We start from the raw sequence: 18,582 nt of genomic DNA, 5'->3' as shown, positions 1-18,582 counted from the left end.
CATGGAGCGACGGAAACTGATCGGTTACGTACTAATCGGCGCCATCACAGTCCTGACCTTGGGCGGCTTGGTAGCGATCATAGGCTTGGGGCAGTTCAGGACCGATCTGAACATTTTCAAAATGCCCGAATATTTCTGGTTCTACCGCCATAATCCCGCCGTCATGGGATGGCTCGCCAAGGGGACGGGCGGTGTAGCCGCCGCTGGCGCGCTGGTCGCCTTCATGGTGTTCCTCAACCATAAGCAATCCCTTCACGGCGCTGCGCGCTGGGCCAACAGGAACGAGGCTCGCGAGGCGGGCTTGATGGACCCCAATGAAGGGTTGCTGCTCGGGCGCAGCCCAAAAACCTTCTTCCAGTCGCTATTCGGGCGGGGTGGCGATTTCATCCAGTTTAGCGGCACTGAGCATGTCTTGCTGGAAGCTCCGACGCGCGCCGGTAAAGGCGTAGGCGTCGTTATTCCCAATCTGCTGACCTGGGCGGACTCTGTTGTCGTCCTCGATGTGAAGCAGGAGAATTGGGAGAAGTCTGCGGGTTGGCGCAAAAGCCTCGGCCATCAGGTTCTCCTTTTTGATCCGCTCGATCCACAAGGCCGCACAGCGCGCTATAATCCCTTCGCGCATATCAAGCGCACCGATCCGGTAGAAGTCATTGACGAGCTGCAAAAGATCGCAGCGATGCTTTGGCCGCCGCCCGCCAACGGCGAAAGCTTCTGGATGGACAGCGCGCGCACCGCGTTTCTCGGCGTGTCGGCCTATATCGCAGCAACACCGGATCTCCCTTTCACGATGGGGGAGATATACCGCAATTTCAGCGCGGGCGATGCGAAGGAGCGGTTTCCCAAGATCATCAAGGAACGCCAGGCCATGGGCGACCCCCTGTCGGAAGCCTGCATTTCGGCCCTGAACGACTGGATTTCCAGCTCGGCCAATACCTTTACCGGCATTCGGCAATCCGTTTCGGCCAAGATCAATCTTTGGATCAACCCATATGTGGACGCCGCAACGTCGGAATCCGATTTTGACCTGAGAGATTTCCGGACGAAGCCGATTTCGCTCTATCTCGGGGTGTCGCCGGACAACATGGAACGCATGGCGGACGTGTATAATCTGCTGTTCCAGCAACTCATTGACCTGAACGTGCGCGAGCTGCCCGATCCGGAGAAGGGCAGGCACCCCCTCAAGCTGCTGCTCCTTTTGGACGAGTTTGCTCGTCTCGGCCGCGCGAGCGTGATCGCCTCGGGCTTCTCCTACGTCGCCGGCTACGGCATTCGCCTTGTGCCGGTCATTCAGGCACGCGGCCAGCTCCGCGACGTGTACGGGCCTGACGTGACCAGCGAAATCGTCCAGAACTGCGGCGTCGAGTTGGTCTTTACGCCAAAGCACGTCGATGTGGCGAAGGAGGTATCCGAACGCCTCGGCAATTACACATATGAGGCAAAATCCCGATCCAAGCGGGTGTGGGATGCGTTTGAGGGGTCTGTATCGACCTCCGATCAGCGCCGGCCCCTGATGCTGCCGCAAGAGCTGCTGCTACTGTCTCAGGAAGAGGTGATTGTCCTGCGCGCCGGTATCCCTCCGCTCAAGGGCGGGAAGATCCGCTATTATAAAGACAAGTGGATGCTGCAAGCGTCGAAGGTCCCGCCGCCACCCGTTCGGCCGCGGCCTCTCGATCCTTCCATAGCGCGCCGTTCGCTCGCCCTGATCGAACGGGCAGAATCCCCCGAAATGACGGACGAGGAAGCATTGCAGGGCGTCGATTACGGGCGCCTGGTCGGCTTCCCAATTGATGAACTTCCCGATGATGGCGATCCGCATAAAGCGACAGCGTTCTTTGTGGCGCTGGGATTGCGGGCCGATCTCACGGGCATGAACTTCGATCAGGTCGGGTCCGCCGATCCTGCCGAAGAAGAGGGCGACAACGACGCACTATCATTTCTGAAAGGAGCTAAGGGATAATGGCCGACGATAGAACCGAAAGGGCTGCATCATCCGGCAAGCCTGCTGATAGGTTGGATGGGTCACGCGATGCCGCGCGAGAGGACCGCGATCGGCGTGTTGCATCCGATTTCAGGCAAATGTCGCAAGCGGAGCGATTGGACGACAAGCGCCTGAATCCTGCCGCCAAACAGGTAGCCGCAATGGATGCGGCCATTGATAAGAAGTACGGCCAGGCCACGCCAGAGGCGGCGAGGATGAAGGTTGCGGCACGGGAAGCCGTTGCTCAAACGATGGAACGCGGCGGGGAAATTCGGACGCCTCGTGTTCGAGAGGTCGAACAGCGCCGGGACGAAACGCGCGACCAGCACCGCACGGCTGCTGATAAGACCTCAAAAGATCTCGAACGATAGTCATGCGACCGACTGACCATGCCGATTCAGGACCGCTCCGTATCATCAGCGCGGAGACGAAAGGGATCGTGCTGAGCAACGGCAATGAGCAATGGTGCGAGCCATGGACGGCGATTGATGAAGTGACGGTTGGCCGGGTTTCCTTCGGCTTCAAACCCGTAGTGGTCGCGTGTGTCGGCATCGACAGTGAAAGGGTTGTTATGGTCCGTGACACCGATCCAAATTGGCGAAAGATGATGGATCAATTGCACACTGCATTGGGATGCGAGCATGTGGAGGGTTGGTGTAACGACCCCGGCATAAGCGCCAAACCACGGCTCATCTATTTACGCCAAGGCTCGTTTGAAGAACCTTAGCGGCCTCTGTGCATTACTCGGACACTGATTCACGGTAGCCCCGAATTGGTCTGTTCGGCAACCATATAGCGGTCGTGATCGAGCTGGTTTGTCGATCCCCGCAGCCGATATTGTGACGCGGGTTCTGACCTTCGCAAAGCCGCGTGCGTGTGAAGGCCGGATGCCGGTGTGTCACAAGCGACCGATTTTGACACCGCATTGCCTAATCTTTCACATATAGGGTAGGGGGGTAAGCTATGTCTCACTTGCATACTGATGACGCCCTTCTGAAACGCGTCCGGCGCATCGCCGGGCAAGTCACCGCGATCGAGCGAGCGCTGATTTCAGAGAAGGATTGCGCTACCACTCTTCACCTGGTTGCGGCGACGCGAGGCGCGATGAACGGCCTCATGGACGCGATTATTGAATCGCACGTTCGCGAGCATGTCGCCCGGCCTGATCTATCCGACGACGATCGCGCCGCTGGGGCGGAGCAGCTCATCGCCGCGATCCGCCGCTACTCCAAATAGGGACATCTATGGCAACGCTCCCCGCGATCAAGGGCCACACTCACGATCACGTTTTCCTCGGCTCCTCGCATGACGAAAACGCCCGGCGCACGCTCTGGGTGGTTGCACTCACAGCCGGAATGATGGTGGTCGAGATTGTCGCCGGATACCTGACCGGCTCGATGGCGCTACTCGCGGACGGGTTTCATATGGCGACACACGCGGGTGCGCTCGGCGTCACGGCTGCTGCCTACGCCTATGCCAAACGGCACGCCCATAATCTCGCCTATAGCTTCGGCACGGGCAAAGTCGGCGATCTGGCCGGGTTCGCCTCGGCGATGGTGCTCGGGCTGATCGCGCTCGGGATCGCGGTGGAATCCGTCCTGCCCTGTTTCAGCCGATTACGGTCGCCTTCGGCGAAGCAACGATCATCGCCGTCGTCGGCCTGGGCGTGAACATAGCCAGCGCCTTCCTGCTCTCGGGTGGGCATCACCACGGGCACGATCATCATCATGGACACGATCACGGCCATGCTCACGGCACGCATGGTGGCGATAACAACATGCGCTCGGCCTATGTCCACGTCCTCGCCGACGCACTCACCTCCGTCCTTGCCATCGCGGCGCTATTGGCCGGGCGCTATCTTGGCTGGATATGGATGGACCCAGTGATGGGCATCGTCGGCGCGGTTGTGATCGCGCGATGGTCGTGGACACTGATGCGCGACACAGCCTCGGTGCTACTCGACGCGACCGACAATCACGTTGCCGATGAAGTGCGCGAGCTGGTCGAGGCACCGGGGGATGCCCGGATTGCAGACCTTCACGTCTGGCGGGTCGGCCCGGAAGCGCACGCCGCGATCGTCAGTGTCGTATGCGGGCAAGACATAGACGGCGACGCGATCCGCGCCCGCCTGATGCCAGTCCACGAAATAGTGCATCTCACGGTCGAGTGCCGATAGGCAGCGTGCTTCACCAACACCATAACCGACAAATCATGACGCCATCATCGATTACCTCAGGCTTCCGGTAGATCGCGTGCTGCACCGAGGTGCTTCTGGATCACGGGCATGGCCGCTTGAGCCTTTGCCCGTTCAGCAAGATCGCTACCCTGCGCCGCGTAGGCGCCATGAACCTTCAGCGCTTCCTCGTGCGCGGCGATTTGCCCGCGTTTGTAGGCCGCGTTGAACTCAACGCTCGGCGTGTTCTGCAACGTGTCCAGCATCTGAGACAAGGGGGCGTCCAGCGCGCTTCCGGTGTCGGAGCGGCCAACGATCTTCTGGTCTGACTTCACTCGGCTATGATGGTGGACCATCTGTTGCGCGAAGGCTCGCGTAGCCTGGCTCTTCGAGCGGGTCAGCGCGAGCTGACTGGAGTCGACCTCGTACTTGCTCAATGCTTCCACGGCGCTCGAATAGCCCGTGGTTTCCAACGGTGCCGGGTTCGTGCTGATCCCGGCCTGAGCGAGGGACGGCGAGAACGGCATCGCAAAGCTCGCCATGGATAGCGCGCATAGAAATACGCCTGATAACGTCCTCATTGATCTGCTCCTGACTTACTACGGCCTTAAAATGTTCAGCCCGCAGGGCGGACGATGTTGGTCTTGTCCAGCGCGGCGCGAAGCCCGCGTGCCAGCTTACGCGCGTCATCGTTTGCCCAGAAGTGCATGAAGAAGAGCCGCGGCTGATCGTCCAGCATATGGTTGTGGAGTGCGGTCACCTCGATCCCATTTGACCGTAGTGCACGAAGCACCGGATCGACTTCGGCGGCGGTCAGCACGAAATCGCCCGTAATGGCCGCCTTTCCTCCGCCGGTCGGCTGAAAGTTGAGCGCCGTTGCCGTGCCCATTGAGGCGGGTGCAGGCATTCCGCTGTCGCTCAGCTTTTCAGCTCGGGGAAAACCGAACTGGTAGACGCCTCCGTTGGGCTTGCCCTTGCCGCCCATGATCCCGTCGATCGCGGCGGTGTCGAAGTCGAGTTTGGAATCCGCGGCCTTGGCAGGCGCGGTCATCGGTGTCCGACTCTCGGCAAGCGCGGACCGCAGGTTCTTGGCCATCTCTCCCGGATCGCCGTGCCCGCCGACATGCAGGTACATCGTCGCCGGTGAGGAACGGAGCAAATGGTTATGGAGCGCCGTCACCGTGAAGCCACTCGTGAGCAGCTTGCTCATGACAGGGTTCACCTCGTCGTGCGTCAACACGAGATCGCCCATGACCATGGCCTCTTCGCCCATCGGCATGAAGGCGAGCCAGGAGCCGAGCGCCAGCGCGGGCTTGATCGCCACGCCGTCGAGCTGGACGTTCAGATCGGAGCGAGGAAACGCATAACGGCGGACCCCGTCCGGCTGCGTCGTGCCGCCCCGGCCAAGATTTTCGTCCACTGTTGCCCACCTGTTGCTGTTCGCCTGAGCTGGGGCCGTTTGCGGAGCGGTCTGGGCGACTGCCGGTCCAGCGAGCAGGGCGGCAAGCGGTAGCAACAAGTGACGCAATGCTTTTCTCCTTGGATTCGACTGGCGGGCCGCATTCGCGAATGCTCGCGACCCTATGATGTGCACCACGAATTTTCCGGACAACATTTAGCTTGTGATGTGAAATGATACAAGTGTACGTTAGATTTATTATTGTGATACAGAATGCCGCATGACTGACGATCCACTTATCAAGCCACATGACTGGCTGCTGCTGATCCCGCAGCTACCGGCCAAGCCGGCCTATCTGCGCGTGCGGGTGTGGCGGCGCTTGCAGGCGATCGGTTCTGCTCCGCTGAAGAACGCAGTCCACGCGCTACCCCTGCGTCCCGACACGCGCGCGCTGTTCGAGGAGTTGCGAGCGGAAATCACAAACGGAGGCGGCGAGGCACTGATCCTGGAGGCCCGGCTTGTCGAAGGCATGACCGGTGCGGAACTTCGCGCCATGTTCGACGCGGCCCGCGACGCCGATTATGACGATCTGGCGCGTGAGTTACGCTCGTTGACCGAAGGCGGCGAGGTGGCCCTGGCGGATACCCGGCGGCTTAGAAAGCGTCTGGACGAGATCGCCGCGATCGACTTTTTCGGCGCGCACGGGCGACAGGCTGTCCTGGCCGCCCTCGCCGACGCAGACCGCCGCGTCCATGAACATCCGGACGTAAGCGGGACGGGCGCGCTGGAGCTGACGCCCGCGGAGCTGAAGGGCCGCACCTGGGTCACGCGCCGGCATGTCCATGTCGACCGCATCGCGTCGGCCTGGCTGATCCGCCGGTTCATCGATCCGCAAGCCAGCTTCAAGTTCGTGGACGGCAAAGGCTACGTGCCCGAGCCGGAAGAACTGCGTTTCGACATGGCAGACGCGGAGTTCACGCACGAGGGCGACCGCTGCTCCTTCGAAACACTGGTATATCGAACCGGTCTCGATGCCGACCGGGCGCTGATCGCGCTAGCCGAGATTATCCATGACCTCGACATTGCGGATGGCAAGTTCGGCCGACCGGAAGCGGCCGGAATCGCCGCGTTGGTCAACGGCATTTGCGCGGGAACGGATGATGACGTGGAGCGGATTGCCCAAGGCTCGGGCGCGCTCGATGGTTTCCACGCGCATTTCACCAAACAACGTGGCGGACAGGGGGCTGGATGATGGCACATATCGGTGATTTCGCCCCCACAAGCTCGGTCATCGGAGAAGCTCGGCCACCTGAGCTGAGCTACCCCGCGCTGTTCCTGCGCTTCCTCCGTTTCGGCATGATGGCGTTCGGTGGTCCGGTGGCGCAGATCGCCATGATCAGGCGCGAGCTGGTCGATGAGGAACGCTGGATTCCAAGCGACCGGTTCAACAAGCTCCTGGCCGTGATGCAGGTGCTGCCCGGACCGGAGGCGCATGAGCTGTGCGTCCATCTCGGCATCCGTGCCAAGGGCCGTCTGGGAGGTGTCCTCGCCGGGCTAGGCTTCATGCTGCCGGGACTTGTCCTTATGCTCGCGCTCGCCTGGGCCTATACACGGTTACCGATCCAGGGGACCGTGTTCGGCGCCATCTTCCTTGGCGTCCAAGCGGCGGTCATTGCGGTTATCGTGCGCGCCATCCACCGCATCGGCGAGCACATCCTGCTCGGGCCGTGGCTATGGGCGACCGCCATCGCAGCCGCAGTCGCGTCGCTCGCCGGGGTCAGCTTCTGGATTGTGCTTCTCGCCGCCGGTGCAGTCTATGCGCTCGGTTCGACCGGCCGTTACGCACTCGCCGCGGTCGTGGTGGCGCTCGCGATCGGCGCGGCGACCCTGACCTGGACGGGTGGCACGGCCCTGGCGGGGACGACGACCGGCGTGCGGGAATCCGCTCCTACGATGGCCGCGCTTTTCTGGGCGGGGTTGAAGGGCGGCCTGCTGACGTTCGGTGGAGCGTACACAGCAATCCCGTTCATCCGGCACGACACGGTGGGCCAAGGCTGGATGACCGATGGACAATTCCTAGATGGCCTCGGCCTGTCGGGCATTCTGCCTGCGCCGCTAGTGATCTTTGCGACCTTTGTAGGCTGGATCAGCGGCGGGCTGGCCGGTGCGCTGGCAATGACGGCCGGCATGTTCCTGCCCGCATTCGCCTTTTCGCTCCTGTTCTACGATCGCCTGGAAGCCGTCGTCGAGCACAAACGCCTCCAGCTATTCCTGGCCGGGGTGGCGGCAGGTGTCGTCGGTCTGATCGTGGTGACGGTGATCGATCTTGCCCAGACCACGGCCACGCGAACACCAAACCCGATCGCGAGCTTGCTCATCTTTGGCGTCGCGCTTGCCGTCATGTACCGCTGGAAAAGCAAGCTCGCCACGCCTGTCGTTCTGGCTATCGGGGCCGCGGTCGGAGCGTTCACCCTGACCTGATGGGATAGCGACGCCCCCTGATCTCAAGTCTGAAGCAACGTCTAAACGCATGTCCGGGTTGGAGCAGTGCATATGAAGGGTAGCAGTAAAATGGGTATGCCGAACGTCCGATATATCCCGCTTCTTCTCGCCTGTTTGGCGAGCGCGGTCATCGGTTCTCCCGCCCACGCGCAGGACGACATCCAGGCATGGGGATCAGTGATCGCCACAGGACCGGTTCGCGGCGACCTCTTTCTATGGCTCGAAGCTCAGGGGCGCGCGACCGATGACGTCGGGGGAGGCAGCCAGTTCATTGCACGGACCGCGATCGGCGCGAGGATAGCACCCGACGCTCATGCAATCGCGGGTTACGCCTATATCCGTACCGACCCGGAAGGCGGCCGGATCACGAACGAACACAGGCTTTGGCAGCAGGTGCAATTCGCCGTCGTGCGGAATGGTAACGGGACCCCCCTTCTCATCAGTCGCACGCGGCTCGAACAGCGCATGCTGGAGGGTCGAGATGATACCGGGTGGCGGTTGCGACAGTTTGTCCGGGTGCAGGTGCCGATCGCGCGCCAGGGAACAGTGCAGGCAGTCGCCTTCACCGAAGGATTTTTTAACCTGAACTCGACGAGCTGGGGTGCCCGTGACGGCGTGGACCAGTGGCGTACTTTCGTCGGAGTCGGCGTACCTGTCGCGCCCCGAATGCGATTAGAACCGGGCTACCTGAACCAGCACGTCTTTCGGCGCGGAGAAGATCGCACCAACCACGTGCTGAGCGCGACCCTTTTCGTGGCGCTTTAGCCAAGCAAGCCCGGACGCAGACGAATTGCGGTTCGGGCTGCGGCTCTTATGGGCAATCTCGCCAAGTGTCACAACCGAACGGTTATGACACCGCAACAACGAAGGCTTCTGCATCTTTCGGCTCGAAAGCAGAACCACCATTCATCGCTGTCCGCGAGCGCTTACGCCGATTTGACTTCGATGCTTTGCCGGTGTTCGGCCACGATGCGCGAAACGGTGGGTTCACTGACACCGTAAGGGCAGGCCGGGGTGAAATTACGTTTCCTCAAAGAGCAAAAGGATGATTATGGCGGGCATCAATCTCGCCAGCGATTACGTCTGGTCCGATCGCCTCGATCTCGATGCCAACGGCCTCATGCCACTGCTTATCAAGCCGCTACCGTGAATCTGTGTCCGAGTAATGCACAGGGGCCTTAACCCTGATCTCCGCGATCTGTCTCACGAGGGGGCGTGCCGGCTACGGCGCGCCCCTTTTCTATGGCCTCAAGATCGCCATGCTTCTCGCGCGCTACGCGCTCGATCTGCCTGTTGCGGACGCGCTCGATCATGGACAGGTGCGTTTGCCGCTCAAGGTCGCGGAAGCCTGCTGCAAGGCGAACTGGGTCGATCTGATCCAATCGCGCCAGGTGCTCATCCATTGCCGCCTTACCCATGATCGGGGGGCCATCAAGCGGGTAGTTGTCGAGGAAACGCGCGAAGGCGCGATCCTCAAGAACATCGACGGGAAGCGGCTCTTCGGTCCCCGTGGCAAGGTAGGTCAATCCCACTGCAACGCCGATAGCGGCCAAGCTCGACGCCTGCTCATCCAGCTTCGCGGATAGCGCCTGTTGGTTCTCCATGACCGCCTGCACACCTTCGGCCAGCGTCCCGATCTGCTCAAGCAAAGCGCCCAATAATTCGTCGCCATTCACCGGCCCGGCCCTTCCCTATCGGGATCGCGAGTGCGGTCCTGGCTGCGATCTCGATCCTTATCCTGCGCGCGATCCTTGATGGTTTTATCCATCTTGCGCTGCATAGCCTGTAGCCGCTCACGGGCGCTAGCAAGCGCACGGTCGGGTGAGGCGTTGGGAGGTACGCTGTCGTTCTTCAGCTCGGCCGACTTGGCACGAATACGGTCGAATACGGTCGGCTCCCCCTCCCCTGCCCCGGCTTTGTTGTCGCTCCCTTTCAGCTCGGCAGAAACAGATTTGATCCTCCCGGTTGCCCGCTCAATCCTGTCCAGGGCGGCGGTTCGCTGTTCAGCATCACACTGCTGGACGCGAGCCTTAAGCCGCTCAAGCTCGCGATCGGGCGCGAAGTCCTTAGGCAGCGCATTGCCGGTACGCAGGCGCTCGATGATCTCCGCGCGGGCGTTGGCGGGCGCCGGCATAGCCTCCACAAATGCGCGAAGCGCCTTTGCTCGATCTGTCTCGGCAGAACCGCCATGAGCCTCCAATTCTGCCGCCGCACGCACATAGATTTCGCGTACCGAAACATGGTTCGCGACGGTCTTGCTCCGCTCCCTCTCGCGCTCACCAAGGCGCCGCGCGGCATCGGGCGCCTGTCCACCGATGACGGCCAATCTCCCCTTATCCGCGACTGGCTCCGCGCCACGTTCACGCATCTTTAGAACGGGCGTGGGGTCTTGCTTGGGAGGGTAGCCGCGAGCCATCCTCTTGGTGGCGTCGGCTTCAACACCACGATCCCGAAGGTTCTCCGCAAAGCGTTCACGGCACTGTTGCAGGAACTCGCGGTTAGGGTTGAACCGGCGTCCGTCATTATCACGGCCAGCTATGATAAGGTGGACATGAGGATGCGCCTCGTCCGTATGGAGGGCCATCACCCAGCGACGATTTGAAAGGTCGGTTTCCGCAAAATCGCGCACCGCCTCACGGACCTTTTCGGGGTCAGTGCCGGGAGGCATAGAGAACACCATGGCGATAGCTGTCGCACCATTGCGGCGCGCTTCGTCCGCCGTTTCCCACTGTTGCCATTCACGCGCCAGGACCATCATATCCTGTGCGCTCATCAGCTCCTTGCCCTCGCTGGTTTCGATCCCGATAGGCTCCTGATCGGACATGCCGATGCGACCGGCGTAGGTAAACGCGCCAACGGTACTGGCTGCGCCATGGATGCGGCTAGTGATCTTCACGACGACTTGAGGCGCGCGCTTGGCAGTTCGACCAAGCTGTTCAATGGCCCGTGCGCTTCGATCTCCACGGCTGCGCGAAGCGGCACGGGCGGCACTAGAAGCGAGTTGCCCCGGCGCGCGCATCAGACTGCCTAAGTCGCGAGAGAGAGCACGGTTTCCCCGATGGTCAACCTGGCCACGCCCAGCCCCACGCGCACCCTGCACCCGCTCCAAATCCTCAAGGGTCTGATCGGAAAACTCAAAGCCGTTCACGGCTGAACCTCATCGGCGATAGGGGACGTGGTGCCCCTCCCAGTCCAGTAATCAACCTCCCCTGACACGATAGCAGTAAGGGTGGCATTCGCCTCTTTAATGGTTGCCGAAAGTCGCCCCTCCATCGCGATGACATGCGGCGCAACCTGCTCGATCAAGAGCGGACTTTCTGGACGGTTGGCAGCGTTCATCGCCTTCACGGCCTGATTGAGCGAATAGCCTATAGCGCGCACCTGGCCGACGATCTTCATGATCGAACGATAGCTGCTAGGCGCGAGGCGCAGCTCGCCGGCCTTCGTCCAGAGTTGCCAACGCAATGTACGTTTGACCCATTGCGAACGGGTCATGCCCGCTTTGGCTGCGACCATATCAATGGCCGCCAACTCGTCAGCGGGCAAACGAAGCGATAGCATTTTAGAGGCGCCTGCAACTGTTGGTACGTCTCGCACCTCGTCGGGACGAGCAGGCAAGGCATCGCGGATAGCACGGTTGATCCACTTGCTGCGGGTCATGCCTGCCGCTCTCGCCAGCATGTCGATGGCTTCCGCAATTTCGTCTTCAACTCGCAACGTCAGATGCGCCATTCTTAAGCCCCGTGCAGCGGACACCATAGAGTGCATTGTGTTACAATGCTGTCGATCGTGCTATCCTGCGAACTACAATCTCTATCCTTCCCTTACCACTCGCATGCCCCTCCCTCAAGCAAAACCAAAAAGACGTGGACGGGGGGGGGATGCACTTTTTGGCAACCGCTATTCGACCAAAGCCCATCGGCGCGCCTGGCTGGATCGTCGCAGAGAGAAAAGGAGCGGCTTTGCCGCGCGTTTCTGGAATTAGGATTTCAAGATTCAACGCATCGCACACGGTCTGGACATTCTTCGCGACAAGAATAGAACAGTCCTGAAATGTCGGTTAGAGAAGGCGGACTAGGTGCAAACTCGGCCTCGCATGTGCCGCCGTGATAGGCTGATAGTCTGGTGATGATGGCTGATCCCATCGACACAATCCCAGCTCAAACCACCCAATAGCTCGACCACAACGAAGGAATCTATCTCATGGCAAAGTCCCCTGCCCTTGAAAGCATCAAGCAAGAGCGCGTCAAACTTGAGGCTGCGCTGGCGGCCATTGTTCAGCGCGAAAAGGAGGCTGAGGACGCATTGCGCGATGCGGGCCGCCCTGTGCTTCTGGCGGCACTAGAACGTGTCAAAATTCCTGAACTGGATCGCTCGGACGCACGCGCCATTGCCGCCGCCATTGCGAAGCATGGTGCGGCGAAAGTGGCTGCGGCGTTGGTCGGATTGTCTGGAGACTAAAAGCGGCTTTCCCGGTCGCGGCGATGATACTCGCTGGCGAGGCGCGCTTGCTCGGCGGCATAGTCATAGTCCCCGGATCGGGCTTCGTGGTCCAGCTCGCCGCGACCTCCAAAGATGCTTCCGATGATGGCTAGGCCGCCATAAAGCACAATGCCCATGATAGCCGCTAGGACGGGCTGTGCCTCTCCCGCGTTCCAAGTTCCGAACAGGCAGAGGATTGCGAAAGCGATCGACATAGGGCCACGGAAGCGAACAGCGAGGATCAGCATCACAAGGCCGGTAACGACGATGAGGCCGGTAGGAATGTCAGCAATGATGGTCGATGCGGTCATGTTCTTCTCCGTCAGCCTGCGCCCTCACCACAGACGGGCGCTGCGATGACGGGGAAGGATCAGCGAGCCGAATGACACTGGCACGCGCCCCGGTCATGATCCTTCTGGTTGGTTTCTGCAACGGCTCTGCGTCACAGTCGCCTTGCTATAGGTTCACCGGAGCCGCGTAGCGGCCAGCACATCGCGCTGGCCGCCCTCGTCTCAGTGAAGCGGATACGGCAATAGTCGATCATCCCCGCTCGTGATCCCGATCAAGCCAAGCACGTCCCTCAGAAGGATCTCTGCGAGGTTGGGATAGAGCTGCCCGAGATTTACCAGATTGTCGGCTGCTCTGATCTTCTGGCCGATCTGCACGACATGCGTTGCCGGCGTCCCGATAAGCGCGACGGCTGCAAATGCGTGAGCATCGGCGGTGGCCTGGTCAATGTCGTCACCGGCAGCGGCAGCGCGGCTCACCTCGGCATGAAAGCTCGTAACTGCGGCTCGATAATCTGCAAGCACAACGGTCCAAGCTGCATCGCTCGCAGGATGCGGATTCGGTAGGGTGGTGTCAGTCATGATTCGCAAAGCTCCAATTTTGCGGTTGTGATTAGGGCGGGGTCGCTGGTTCCAGCCAACGGCCTCGCCCGCCATTTTAGGGGTTGGCCCTGCCCTCCCCGTTCTCGTTGATCGTCATCGACGGCGCATCACTTTGCGACCTCTCGATGAGCCTCCACAAGCTCCTCGATCACCTGTGCCAAGGGAATATCGCGCGAGTTTGCCACCTCGTATATGTATTCCATCGTGGCGGGCGAGAGCTTCACCGAGAAGGGCATCGACCGCCCTGCCCCACGTTTCCGGCGCGGTGGTTCGCTGTTCTGATTGGCTCTCAGGCGATCTACCTCGCTCGCCGCGATCGGCACATTGTCGAACCCGTGACGCAGCGCGGTCTCCCTGGCGCTGTCGTCGGCCGCAGGCGTCTCCGTTGCCGTACTACGCACCGATGCCAGAGGCAGGCCCAGGTTGCGCCTCTGAGGCTTTTGCGGCTCGGTCATGCGGCTTTCTCCTGATCGGCCAAAATCGCGTCGGCCACTGCGTTCGCAAGCGCGGCCCCCTCGGCCCGCGCCTTGTCGGTGCCCGGCACTTCGTCGCGCGGGAGCTGATCCAATGTGGTGCAGTATGAAAACAGTGACTTGTAGGCGGTGCGTTCGACAAACTGGCCGATCACCGGCACCCCTGCCTCTGCGAGTTGCCCAGCAAGCGCCGCAAACTCGCGAGACTGGAACCCTGTTGAAACGCGCGTCCATAGCAGCCCGTAAGGAACACTGCGTCCGTGCTTGCTTGGGGTGTCCAGAACGACGCGCACGGTTGCGATAGCGTCCTCCACGTCCGCCGCTGATGGGTTAGCCGGGATGATGACGAAATTGGCGTGGGCGATGGCAAACGGAACAACCATGTTCGCGCTTCCCTCCACGTCGATGATGACAATTTGCGCCTCGCTCTCGGCGGCACGGATCGTTGCAACAATCGTTTCTGCCTTTGCGCTTACGACCGCGATCTGTGGACCAGTTTGCCCCGCCTCGCCCCAGCGCATGACACGCTGGCGGGGATCGGCATCTATGATCCTGACGGTATAGCCCTGCTCGGCATATGCACCGGCCAACGCGATTGCCGTTGTGGATTTGCCGCAACCTCCTTTCGGGGATGCCAAGGCGATGACTGCCATTTGCTTTCCTTTACATTCATAGGATGCCCCGAACCTGCATGAGACAGCAAAGGCATGCGCATATCATACTGACACTTGAAAGCCTTGGAAAGCCATTTAATGGCAATGACAGCCTTGCAATGCCATTTACATGCCTGCACATAGCATTGCATGTATGTGCATGTAATTTGATTTGCATGTAATGTAATGGGCGGCGCGTAGCGCCGCCCGCACGCTTCAATCCTCGTCGCGATCGTCATCGGCGGGGCGGCCATTCTTCGCGATCACGGCCAAGCGATCAACAATCAGGTCAACGCCGTAAACGGTCTGGCCCTCGCGATCGTAGCGGGATTGGCGGATGCGACCAGTGATATGCACCAAGTCGCCCTTGGCCATCTTGGCTGCGCGCTCGATATTCTTGCCGAAACAGGTGACGCGGTTCCAATGGGTATCGTCCTCCCAATCGTTGCCGACCTTGCGGCCGTAGTTTGCTGCAACGTCGAGCGTTGCCACCTTTTCCTTGATCTCCGTGCTACCGATGCGACCGATGATGCGAAATTCAGCGATGTTCTGCATGTCCGTTCCTTCGTGCTGTCGTTGCTGACGCACTTTGGAGGGGCGGCCCCCCTGACGCGGGCAAGCTGAAAAACGGAGGGTCCGCTTGCGGAAACCGTTGGCGCGTAGCGGTGGTTTTCTGCTTGGGGCCGAAGGTCCGATCCCGCATGAGGCAGGGGGAGCCGCCCAGGTGCGTCAATCAGCAGTGACGAGCACGAGGGGATATGCTCGCTCGCACATTCATCACCGGCCTAGGTAGCTGCCCAAGGAAAGGCGACGCTTAAGGGGAGTGCGCTAATCGAAGGGAAGGGCAGGGGGGTATTCCATGGATCAAGCCTCGACTGGTTCGGCCAGTTTCTCAGCGCTGAGCCGTTTATAGATGGCCTGGCGGGTGACATTCAACAGACCCGCGACTGCCACCACGCTCATTTTGTGAGGTTCAGCCAGCAGCGTCTTGGCCTGTTTCCATTGATCCTCATTGATCGACACAGGCCGCCCCAGCTTCTTACCAGCGCGGCGCGCTGCTTGAATCCCCGCGTTGGTGCGCTCGCGGATTACATCACGCTCAAATTGGGCAAATGCCCCAACCATATGGAAAAACAACCGGCCTGCCGGTGTCACCGTTTCGATCTGCTCCGTGAGTGATCGGAACCCGACGCCAAGGCTTCCCAGCATTTCTAGTTCGATAATCAGGCCAGGGAGAGAGCGGCCTAGACGGTCGAGCCGCCAAACCATGATTTCGTCACCAGCTCGCGCGTGGCGCAACATATCGCCGTAGGCTGGCTTGAACACGGTGGAGCCGCTTACGCCCTTGTCCTCAAAGATCCGTTCGGCACCAGCGGCGCGCAGGGCGTCGATCTGCAACGCTAGGTTCTGCTCGCCAGTGCTGACGCGGGCATACCCGATCTTCATTAATCGTCTCCCAGATTTTTGGGCGTCACCTTTCGGCCATCAGCATCCTCATCACATACAGCTTGCGCTAATTCGGCATGGAAATGCCGATACCATTCAGAGGAGTGGACAGCAGGCGTGGTAGTCTGGATGCAAATATTCCAACGATCACCCGTCCAAATGGGAATCCCATTGAAGCACGTACCGCCTTCATCGCGCTCCACTTCCTCCGGTGTCGTTAATGCCACCATCCAAAGAGGGATTTCGCTATCAATCACAGTGATTTCAAACCCCGCTGCATGAAGTTTTTGCATGAAATTGGCCAGTTTCATGGGCATCCCTCCCGCTCCATTTCCTCAATGCGGGCGTTGAGAACATCGCGGGCCAGTTTCAGCCCTTCAAGCGAATAGGATTTGGCAATTGCTTTCTCGGTATCAAAGCCCTTCTGAAAATCGACACAATCCTGCCCGATGCTCATCCATAGACGAACTTCCGATTTTCCCTCGCGCGACTTAAGAAAACCGATTGATGACCGCTCAAATATATCGCCAACATAAGCCTTAATGATAGTATGCACGCTCTCGTTTACGGAGCGCCATTCTCTATTCGATAGCCTCTGAGGCATCGAGTCCATGACGGCTTCAATCATGTCGTCCCATTCAGGACCACCACCATTATCGGTATTAGCCATTATCATTCTCCCATGGATTGATGACCGGCACGCCGCCCGCCTCAAACGGCGCAACGTCGCGTGTCGCCACGGCATAGTCGTGCGCTGCCGCGATGGCCGCGATATAGCCGTCCGGTGTCGGGAAGCCGTTCCCCATGCGGCGCGCGGAAGCGGCCAGCTCGGCGTAATGTCGCGCGGCTTCGCTATCAAATGCCAGGATGCGGCCTGCGAATAGATCCTCTATGCAAGCAAAGGCCCGCAAAAGAGCGTCCCGCCTTTTGCCTTCCGGCAAACAGGCAATCCCGAATCTGATTTCTGCGATTGTGATGGCCGAAAGATAAAGTGTCTCTGCGCGCTGCGCGTCCAACCACGCAACGACAGCAGGCGAAGGCGATTGCTTCGTCATTTCCGATATGACGTTGGTATCCAGCACAATCATTCTTCAAAGCCTATCGGCTTGGCCGGCGCGCGATCGCGCGCGCCATCAATGATTTGAGCCTCATCCTCGGTAAGCCTGACACAACCCCAAACGTCGGTCATCGCTGTCCCGAGACGCTGGCGCTGGGAAGGAAAGACGGCGGAAGCGATCAGCTCTCGCACCTCGGCCTCCGCACTCCGGCCATGCTTCGCCGCCAGGGCTTTCAACCCTCTGTGAATGTCGTCCGGAATATTGCGGATCGTTAAAGCTGGCATGTCGCTCGCCTCCGTGATAGCATAATCAAGAAATGCTATCATTCAGGGCGAGGATGTCAACTTAATACGGAATTTTTTTCATTAAGTTGACAGACCAGAAATCGGCCGATTTTGGCAACGCATTTCTGCGGGCTTCCGGCGATGTGGTTGTCAGTCAACTAAACCACCGGTTTAAAACCGCCGGATGAGCACCGTGCTCCGAGGAGGGAGGTTGACATTTTACCCTGAATGCCATAGATGGAAACGGTCTATTTGAACCTACATGTGCTTTGAGAGCCTTGAGCCTGAAAGCGCCATGCGATCGCACGGCTGAGTCGAGATATTAGGGTTTGCCCTTGATCCACCCAGACCGCTTTCGGTGAGAGAGTATCTTTAGATGCATCTTGGGGAGATACATAGTACTCCCCGATGCCTGCCCTTAGAAGTAGTCGTTGGTGAACATGTTAATATGGGAATCCTTCCCATGGAGACGGGAGACACCATGACAATCGGGATAGTCACCTTTCATTGATGCGTTTTTGTCTCGGCTGACATTGTAGTGAGTTGTGCCGTCGAACTTACGACCGAAGCGCATTCTATTAGCAATAACACATAGGGTTTGGTGGGGCGGTATTGCCGTCTCAGCTTGAGCATGATGCTCAGGCCCAAGCTGAAAGTGTTTGCCATCGTCATCTACATAATAAACGTCAGGATAATCAGATGCCTTTTTCGGCTTCTGCCGTTGGCGCATGTCTCTTAGAAATGCGTCAATCTCACGGCCGAAGTTCCGGCTCGCCATGTCGCGACAAAGTGCGCGCATAGAGGCAATGTCGCCGGCATCAAAATTTCTGAGCGGTAGACGGAAGATTTGCTGATACTTTCCATCATCAAAACGCCTCGCGAAATACCGATAAGCACGAAGACATTTCGCGAGAGTTGCCGTGAGCTGATTTGCAACCTGCTTGCCATATCCGGGAGGCGTGAACCGATGGACGTTGAAGCAATCCCCTAGGGCATCAACAAGCCCAGGCATGCTTTCGTCGGTTAAAATAAGGACACCGGACGCATCATCCCAACCCAACCATTCGAGCAAATCCTGCTGCGCTTTACCGACCCTTGTATCGAAAACCTTCAGAACAGCTTCCTCACCGTCCAACAGCGCACAGCCATCGACACGCGAACCGCTCGGTAAAAGGGCGTTTCTTTTCTCTATAACAGTTTCGATCACCGCCGCATCGGCAGTTACGAACGCGATGATTAGCATG

23 protein-coding genes and 2 pseudogenes are annotated in these 18,582 nt (G+C 59.6%); 9 read left to right on the top strand and 16 right to left on the bottom strand.

Features of this window, described 5'->3' with window-relative positions; all coding sequences use genetic code 11:
* The first annotated feature begins 1 nt into the window (after position 1).
* From V473_RS21490 to dmeF, 5 genes and pseudogenes are all read left to right on the top strand, one after another.
* On the top strand, positions 2–1,957 hold the full coding sequence (locus V473_RS21490) for a type IV secretory system conjugative DNA transfer family protein (RefSeq protein WP_066609289.1): 1,956 nt from the start codon (positions 2–4) through the stop codon (positions 1,955–1,957).
* Positions 1,957–2,349 (top strand): hypothetical protein, encoded by a 393-nt coding sequence (locus tag V473_RS23765; RefSeq protein ID WP_148648495.1) that lies wholly within the window; start codon positions 1,957–1,959, stop codon positions 2,347–2,349. Before V473_RS21490 ends, V473_RS23765 begins: the two co-directional genes overlap by 1 nt.
* Before the next feature lie 2 nt (positions 2,350–2,351).
* Entirely contained in the window at positions 2,352–2,705 is a 354-nt protein-coding gene (locus V473_RS23760) for a hypothetical protein (RefSeq protein WP_148648494.1), read from the top strand.
* A gap of 236 nt (positions 2,706–2,941) precedes the next feature.
* Entirely contained in the window at positions 2,942–3,214 is a 273-nt protein-coding gene (locus V473_RS21480) for a metal/formaldehyde-sensitive transcriptional repressor (RefSeq protein ID WP_066609287.1), read from the top strand.
* An 8-nt stretch (positions 3,215–3,222) separates the two neighbouring features.
* Positions 3,223–4,154, top strand: a pseudogene (gene dmeF, locus V473_RS21475) (CDF family Co(II)/Ni(II) efflux transporter DmeF).
* Positions 4,155–4,210: 56 nt separating this feature from the next.
* Here dmeF and V473_RS21470 read toward each other — a convergent pair.
* Together V473_RS21470 and V473_RS21465 are read right to left on the bottom strand one after the other, a co-directional pair.
* Positions 4,211–4,693, bottom strand: coding sequence for a DUF4142 domain-containing protein (locus V473_RS21470; protein ID WP_062734594.1), 483 nt, complete (start codon positions 4,691–4,693; stop codon positions 4,211–4,213).
* A 74-nt stretch (positions 4,694–4,767) separates the two neighbouring features.
* Positions 4,768–5,571, bottom strand: a complete 804-nt coding sequence (locus V473_RS21465) for a DUF1259 domain-containing protein (RefSeq protein ID WP_234422446.1) — start codon at positions 5,569–5,571, stop codon at positions 4,768–4,770.
* 259 nt (positions 5,572–5,830) lie between these two features.
* Here V473_RS21465 and V473_RS21460 point away from each other — a divergent pair, with 259 nt between their 5' ends.
* The 3 genes from V473_RS21460 (at position 5,831) to V473_RS21450 (ending at position 8,817) form a co-directional block, all read left to right on the top strand.
* Positions 5,831–6,802: a chromate resistance protein ChrB domain-containing protein gene (locus tag V473_RS21460; RefSeq protein WP_234422447.1), complete on the top strand. Its 972-nt coding sequence runs from the start codon at positions 5,831–5,833 to the stop codon at positions 6,800–6,802.
* Positions 6,799–8,031, top strand: a complete 1,233-nt coding sequence (chrA, locus tag V473_RS21455; RefSeq protein ID WP_174525681.1) for a chromate efflux transporter — start codon at positions 6,799–6,801, stop codon at positions 8,029–8,031. The genes V473_RS21460 and chrA overlap by 4 nt, the downstream gene beginning before the upstream one ends.
* A 72-nt stretch (positions 8,032–8,103) precedes the next feature.
* On the top strand, positions 8,104–8,817 hold the full coding sequence (locus V473_RS21450) for a DUF2490 domain-containing protein (RefSeq protein WP_082679274.1): 714 nt from the start codon (positions 8,104–8,106) through the stop codon (positions 8,815–8,817).
* A 413-nt stretch (positions 8,818–9,230) separates the two neighbouring features.
* On the opposite strand, the gene V473_RS21445 is transcribed toward V473_RS21450, so the two are convergent.
* The 3 genes and pseudogenes from V473_RS21445 to V473_RS21435 form a co-directional block, all read right to left on the bottom strand.
* Entirely contained in the window at positions 9,231–9,728 is a 498-nt protein-coding gene (locus tag V473_RS21445; protein WP_066609285.1) for a hypothetical protein, read from the bottom strand.
* A gap of 794 nt (positions 9,729–10,522) precedes the next feature.
* Positions 10,523–10,807: pseudogene (locus V473_RS24655) on the bottom strand (relaxase/mobilization nuclease domain-containing protein); the annotation flags it as partial.
* Positions 10,808–11,196: 389 nt separating this feature from the next.
* Positions 11,197–11,784, bottom strand: a complete 588-nt coding sequence (locus V473_RS21435; protein ID WP_066609283.1) for a ribbon-helix-helix domain-containing protein — start codon at positions 11,782–11,784, stop codon at positions 11,197–11,199.
* Positions 11,785–12,255: 471 nt separating this feature from the next.
* Between V473_RS21435 and V473_RS21430 the strand changes: the two genes are divergently transcribed.
* Entirely contained in the window at positions 12,256–12,513 is a 258-nt protein-coding gene (locus V473_RS21430; protein ID WP_066609282.1) for a hypothetical protein, read from the top strand.
* Here V473_RS21430 and V473_RS21425 read toward each other — a convergent pair.
* The 11 genes from V473_RS21425 to V473_RS21380 form a co-directional block, all read right to left on the bottom strand.
* Positions 12,510–12,845 carry a hypothetical protein gene (locus tag V473_RS21425; protein ID WP_148648493.1) on the bottom strand — a complete coding sequence of 112 codons (336 nt, stop codon included), beginning with the start codon at positions 12,843–12,845 and terminating at the stop codon, positions 12,510–12,512. The two genes, V473_RS21430 and V473_RS21425, sit on opposite strands and share 4 nt — an antisense overlap.
* 201 nt (positions 12,846–13,046) lie before the next feature.
* A complete protein-coding gene (locus V473_RS21420) occupies positions 13,047–13,403 on the bottom strand; it encodes a hypothetical protein (protein WP_148648492.1) in 357 nt (118 codons plus the stop codon).
* Positions 13,404–13,531: 128 nt separating this feature from the next.
* A complete protein-coding gene (locus tag V473_RS21415; protein WP_010408947.1) occupies positions 13,532–13,879 on the bottom strand; it encodes a hypothetical protein in 348 nt (115 codons plus the stop codon).
* Entirely contained in the window at positions 13,876–14,550 is a 675-nt protein-coding gene (locus V473_RS21410; protein ID WP_010408950.1) for a ParA family protein, read from the bottom strand. Before V473_RS21410 ends, V473_RS21415 begins: the two co-directional genes overlap by 4 nt.
* A 216-nt stretch (positions 14,551–14,766) precedes the next feature.
* A complete protein-coding gene (locus V473_RS21405) occupies positions 14,767–15,105 on the bottom strand; it encodes a single-stranded DNA-binding protein (RefSeq protein ID WP_010408952.1) in 339 nt (112 codons plus the stop codon).
* A 309-nt stretch (positions 15,106–15,414) separates the two neighbouring features.
* Positions 15,415–15,996 carry a recombinase family protein gene (locus tag V473_RS21400; RefSeq protein WP_010408953.1) on the bottom strand — a complete coding sequence of 194 codons (582 nt, stop codon included), beginning with the start codon at positions 15,994–15,996 and terminating at the stop codon, positions 15,415–15,417.
* Positions 15,996–16,307 (bottom strand): hypothetical protein, encoded by a 312-nt coding sequence (locus tag V473_RS23755; protein ID WP_148648491.1) that lies wholly within the window; start codon positions 16,305–16,307, stop codon positions 15,996–15,998. The genes V473_RS21400 and V473_RS23755 overlap by 1 nt, the downstream gene beginning before the upstream one ends.
* Positions 16,304–16,666 carry a hypothetical protein gene (locus V473_RS21395; protein WP_148648490.1) on the bottom strand — a complete coding sequence of 121 codons (363 nt, stop codon included), beginning with the start codon at positions 16,664–16,666 and terminating at the stop codon, positions 16,304–16,306. The genes V473_RS23755 and V473_RS21395 overlap by 4 nt, the downstream gene beginning before the upstream one ends.
* Positions 16,659–17,084, bottom strand: a complete 426-nt coding sequence (locus V473_RS21390) for a type II toxin-antitoxin system VapC family toxin (protein WP_010408958.1) — start codon at positions 17,082–17,084, stop codon at positions 16,659–16,661. Before V473_RS21390 ends, V473_RS21395 begins: the two co-directional genes overlap by 8 nt.
* Positions 17,081–17,338: a FitA-like ribbon-helix-helix domain-containing protein gene (locus V473_RS21385; protein ID WP_029623224.1), complete on the bottom strand. Its 258-nt coding sequence runs from the start codon at positions 17,336–17,338 to the stop codon at positions 17,081–17,083. The genes V473_RS21390 and V473_RS21385 overlap by 4 nt, the downstream gene beginning before the upstream one ends.
* Positions 17,339–17,756: 418 nt before the next feature.
* On the bottom strand, positions 17,757–18,581 hold the full coding sequence (locus V473_RS21380; RefSeq protein WP_066609278.1) for a hypothetical protein: 825 nt from the start codon (positions 18,579–18,581) through the stop codon (positions 17,757–17,759).
* Position 18,582: the final 1 nt, after the last annotated feature.

Source organism: Sphingobium cupriresistens LL01 (assembly GCF_001046645.1).
GTDB classification, from domain to species: Bacteria; Pseudomonadota; Alphaproteobacteria; order Sphingomonadales; family Sphingomonadaceae; genus Sphingobium; species Sphingobium cupriresistens.
Note: the sequence above shows the minus strand (reverse complement) of the source record. Positions and strands in the feature narration are given on the sequence as shown.

Excerpts from the sequence above, each read along its gene's own strand:
- V473_RS21490 (WP_066609289.1), top strand. The coding sequence starts at position 2 with ATGGAGCGACGGAAACTGATCGGTTACGTACTAATCGGCGCCATCACA.
- V473_RS23765 (WP_148648495.1), top strand. The coding sequence starts at position 1,957 with ATGGCCGACGATAGAACCGAAAGGGCTGCATCATCCGGCAAGCCTGCT.
- V473_RS23760 (WP_148648494.1), top strand. The coding sequence starts at position 2,352 with ATGCGACCGACTGACCATGCCGATTCAGGACCGCTCCGTATCATCAGC.
- V473_RS21480 (WP_066609287.1), top strand. The coding sequence starts at position 2,942 with ATGTCTCACTTGCATACTGATGACGCCCTTCTGAAACGCGTCCGGCGC.
- V473_RS21470 (WP_062734594.1), bottom strand. The coding sequence starts at position 4,693 with ATGGCGAGCTTTGCGATGCCGTTCTCGCCGTCCCTCGCTCAGGCCGGG.
- V473_RS21460 (WP_234422447.1), top strand. The coding sequence starts at position 5,831 with ATGACTGACGATCCACTTATCAAGCCACATGACTGGCTGCTGCTGATC.
- chrA (WP_174525681.1), top strand. The coding sequence starts at position 6,799 with ATGATGGCACATATCGGTGATTTCGCCCCCACAAGCTCGGTCATCGGA.
- V473_RS21450 (WP_082679274.1), top strand. The coding sequence starts at position 8,104 with ATGAAGGGTAGCAGTAAAATGGGTATGCCGAACGTCCGATATATCCCG.
- V473_RS21435 (WP_066609283.1), bottom strand. The coding sequence starts at position 11,784 with ATGGCGCATCTGACGTTGCGAGTTGAAGACGAAATTGCGGAAGCCATC.
- V473_RS21430 (WP_066609282.1), top strand. The coding sequence starts at position 12,256 with ATGGCAAAGTCCCCTGCCCTTGAAAGCATCAAGCAAGAGCGCGTCAAA.
- V473_RS21425 (WP_148648493.1), bottom strand. The coding sequence starts at position 12,845 with ATGACCGCATCGACCATCATTGCTGACATTCCTACCGGCCTCATCGTC.
- V473_RS21420 (WP_148648492.1), bottom strand. The coding sequence starts at position 13,403 with ATGACTGACACCACCCTACCGAATCCGCATCCTGCGAGCGATGCAGCT.
- V473_RS21415 (WP_010408947.1), bottom strand. The coding sequence starts at position 13,879 with ATGACCGAGCCGCAAAAGCCTCAGAGGCGCAACCTGGGCCTGCCTCTG.
- V473_RS21410 (WP_010408950.1), bottom strand. The coding sequence starts at position 14,550 with ATGGCAGTCATCGCCTTGGCATCCCCGAAAGGAGGTTGCGGCAAATCC.
- V473_RS21405 (WP_010408952.1), bottom strand. The coding sequence starts at position 15,105 with ATGCAGAACATCGCTGAATTTCGCATCATCGGTCGCATCGGTAGCACG.
- V473_RS21400 (WP_010408953.1), bottom strand. The coding sequence starts at position 15,996 with ATGAAGATCGGGTATGCCCGCGTCAGCACTGGCGAGCAGAACCTAGCG.
- V473_RS23755 (WP_148648491.1), bottom strand. The coding sequence starts at position 16,307 with ATGAAACTGGCCAATTTCATGCAAAAACTTCATGCAGCGGGGTTTGAA.
- V473_RS21395 (WP_148648490.1), bottom strand. The coding sequence starts at position 16,666 with ATGGCTAATACCGATAATGGTGGTGGTCCTGAATGGGACGACATGATT.
- V473_RS21390 (WP_010408958.1), bottom strand. The coding sequence starts at position 17,084 with ATGATTGTGCTGGATACCAACGTCATATCGGAAATGACGAAGCAATCG.
- V473_RS21385 (WP_029623224.1), bottom strand. The coding sequence starts at position 17,338 with ATGCCAGCTTTAACGATCCGCAATATTCCGGACGACATTCACAGAGGG.
- V473_RS21380 (WP_066609278.1), bottom strand. The coding sequence starts at position 18,581 with ATGCTAATCATCGCGTTCGTAACTGCCGATGCGGCGGTGATCGAAACT.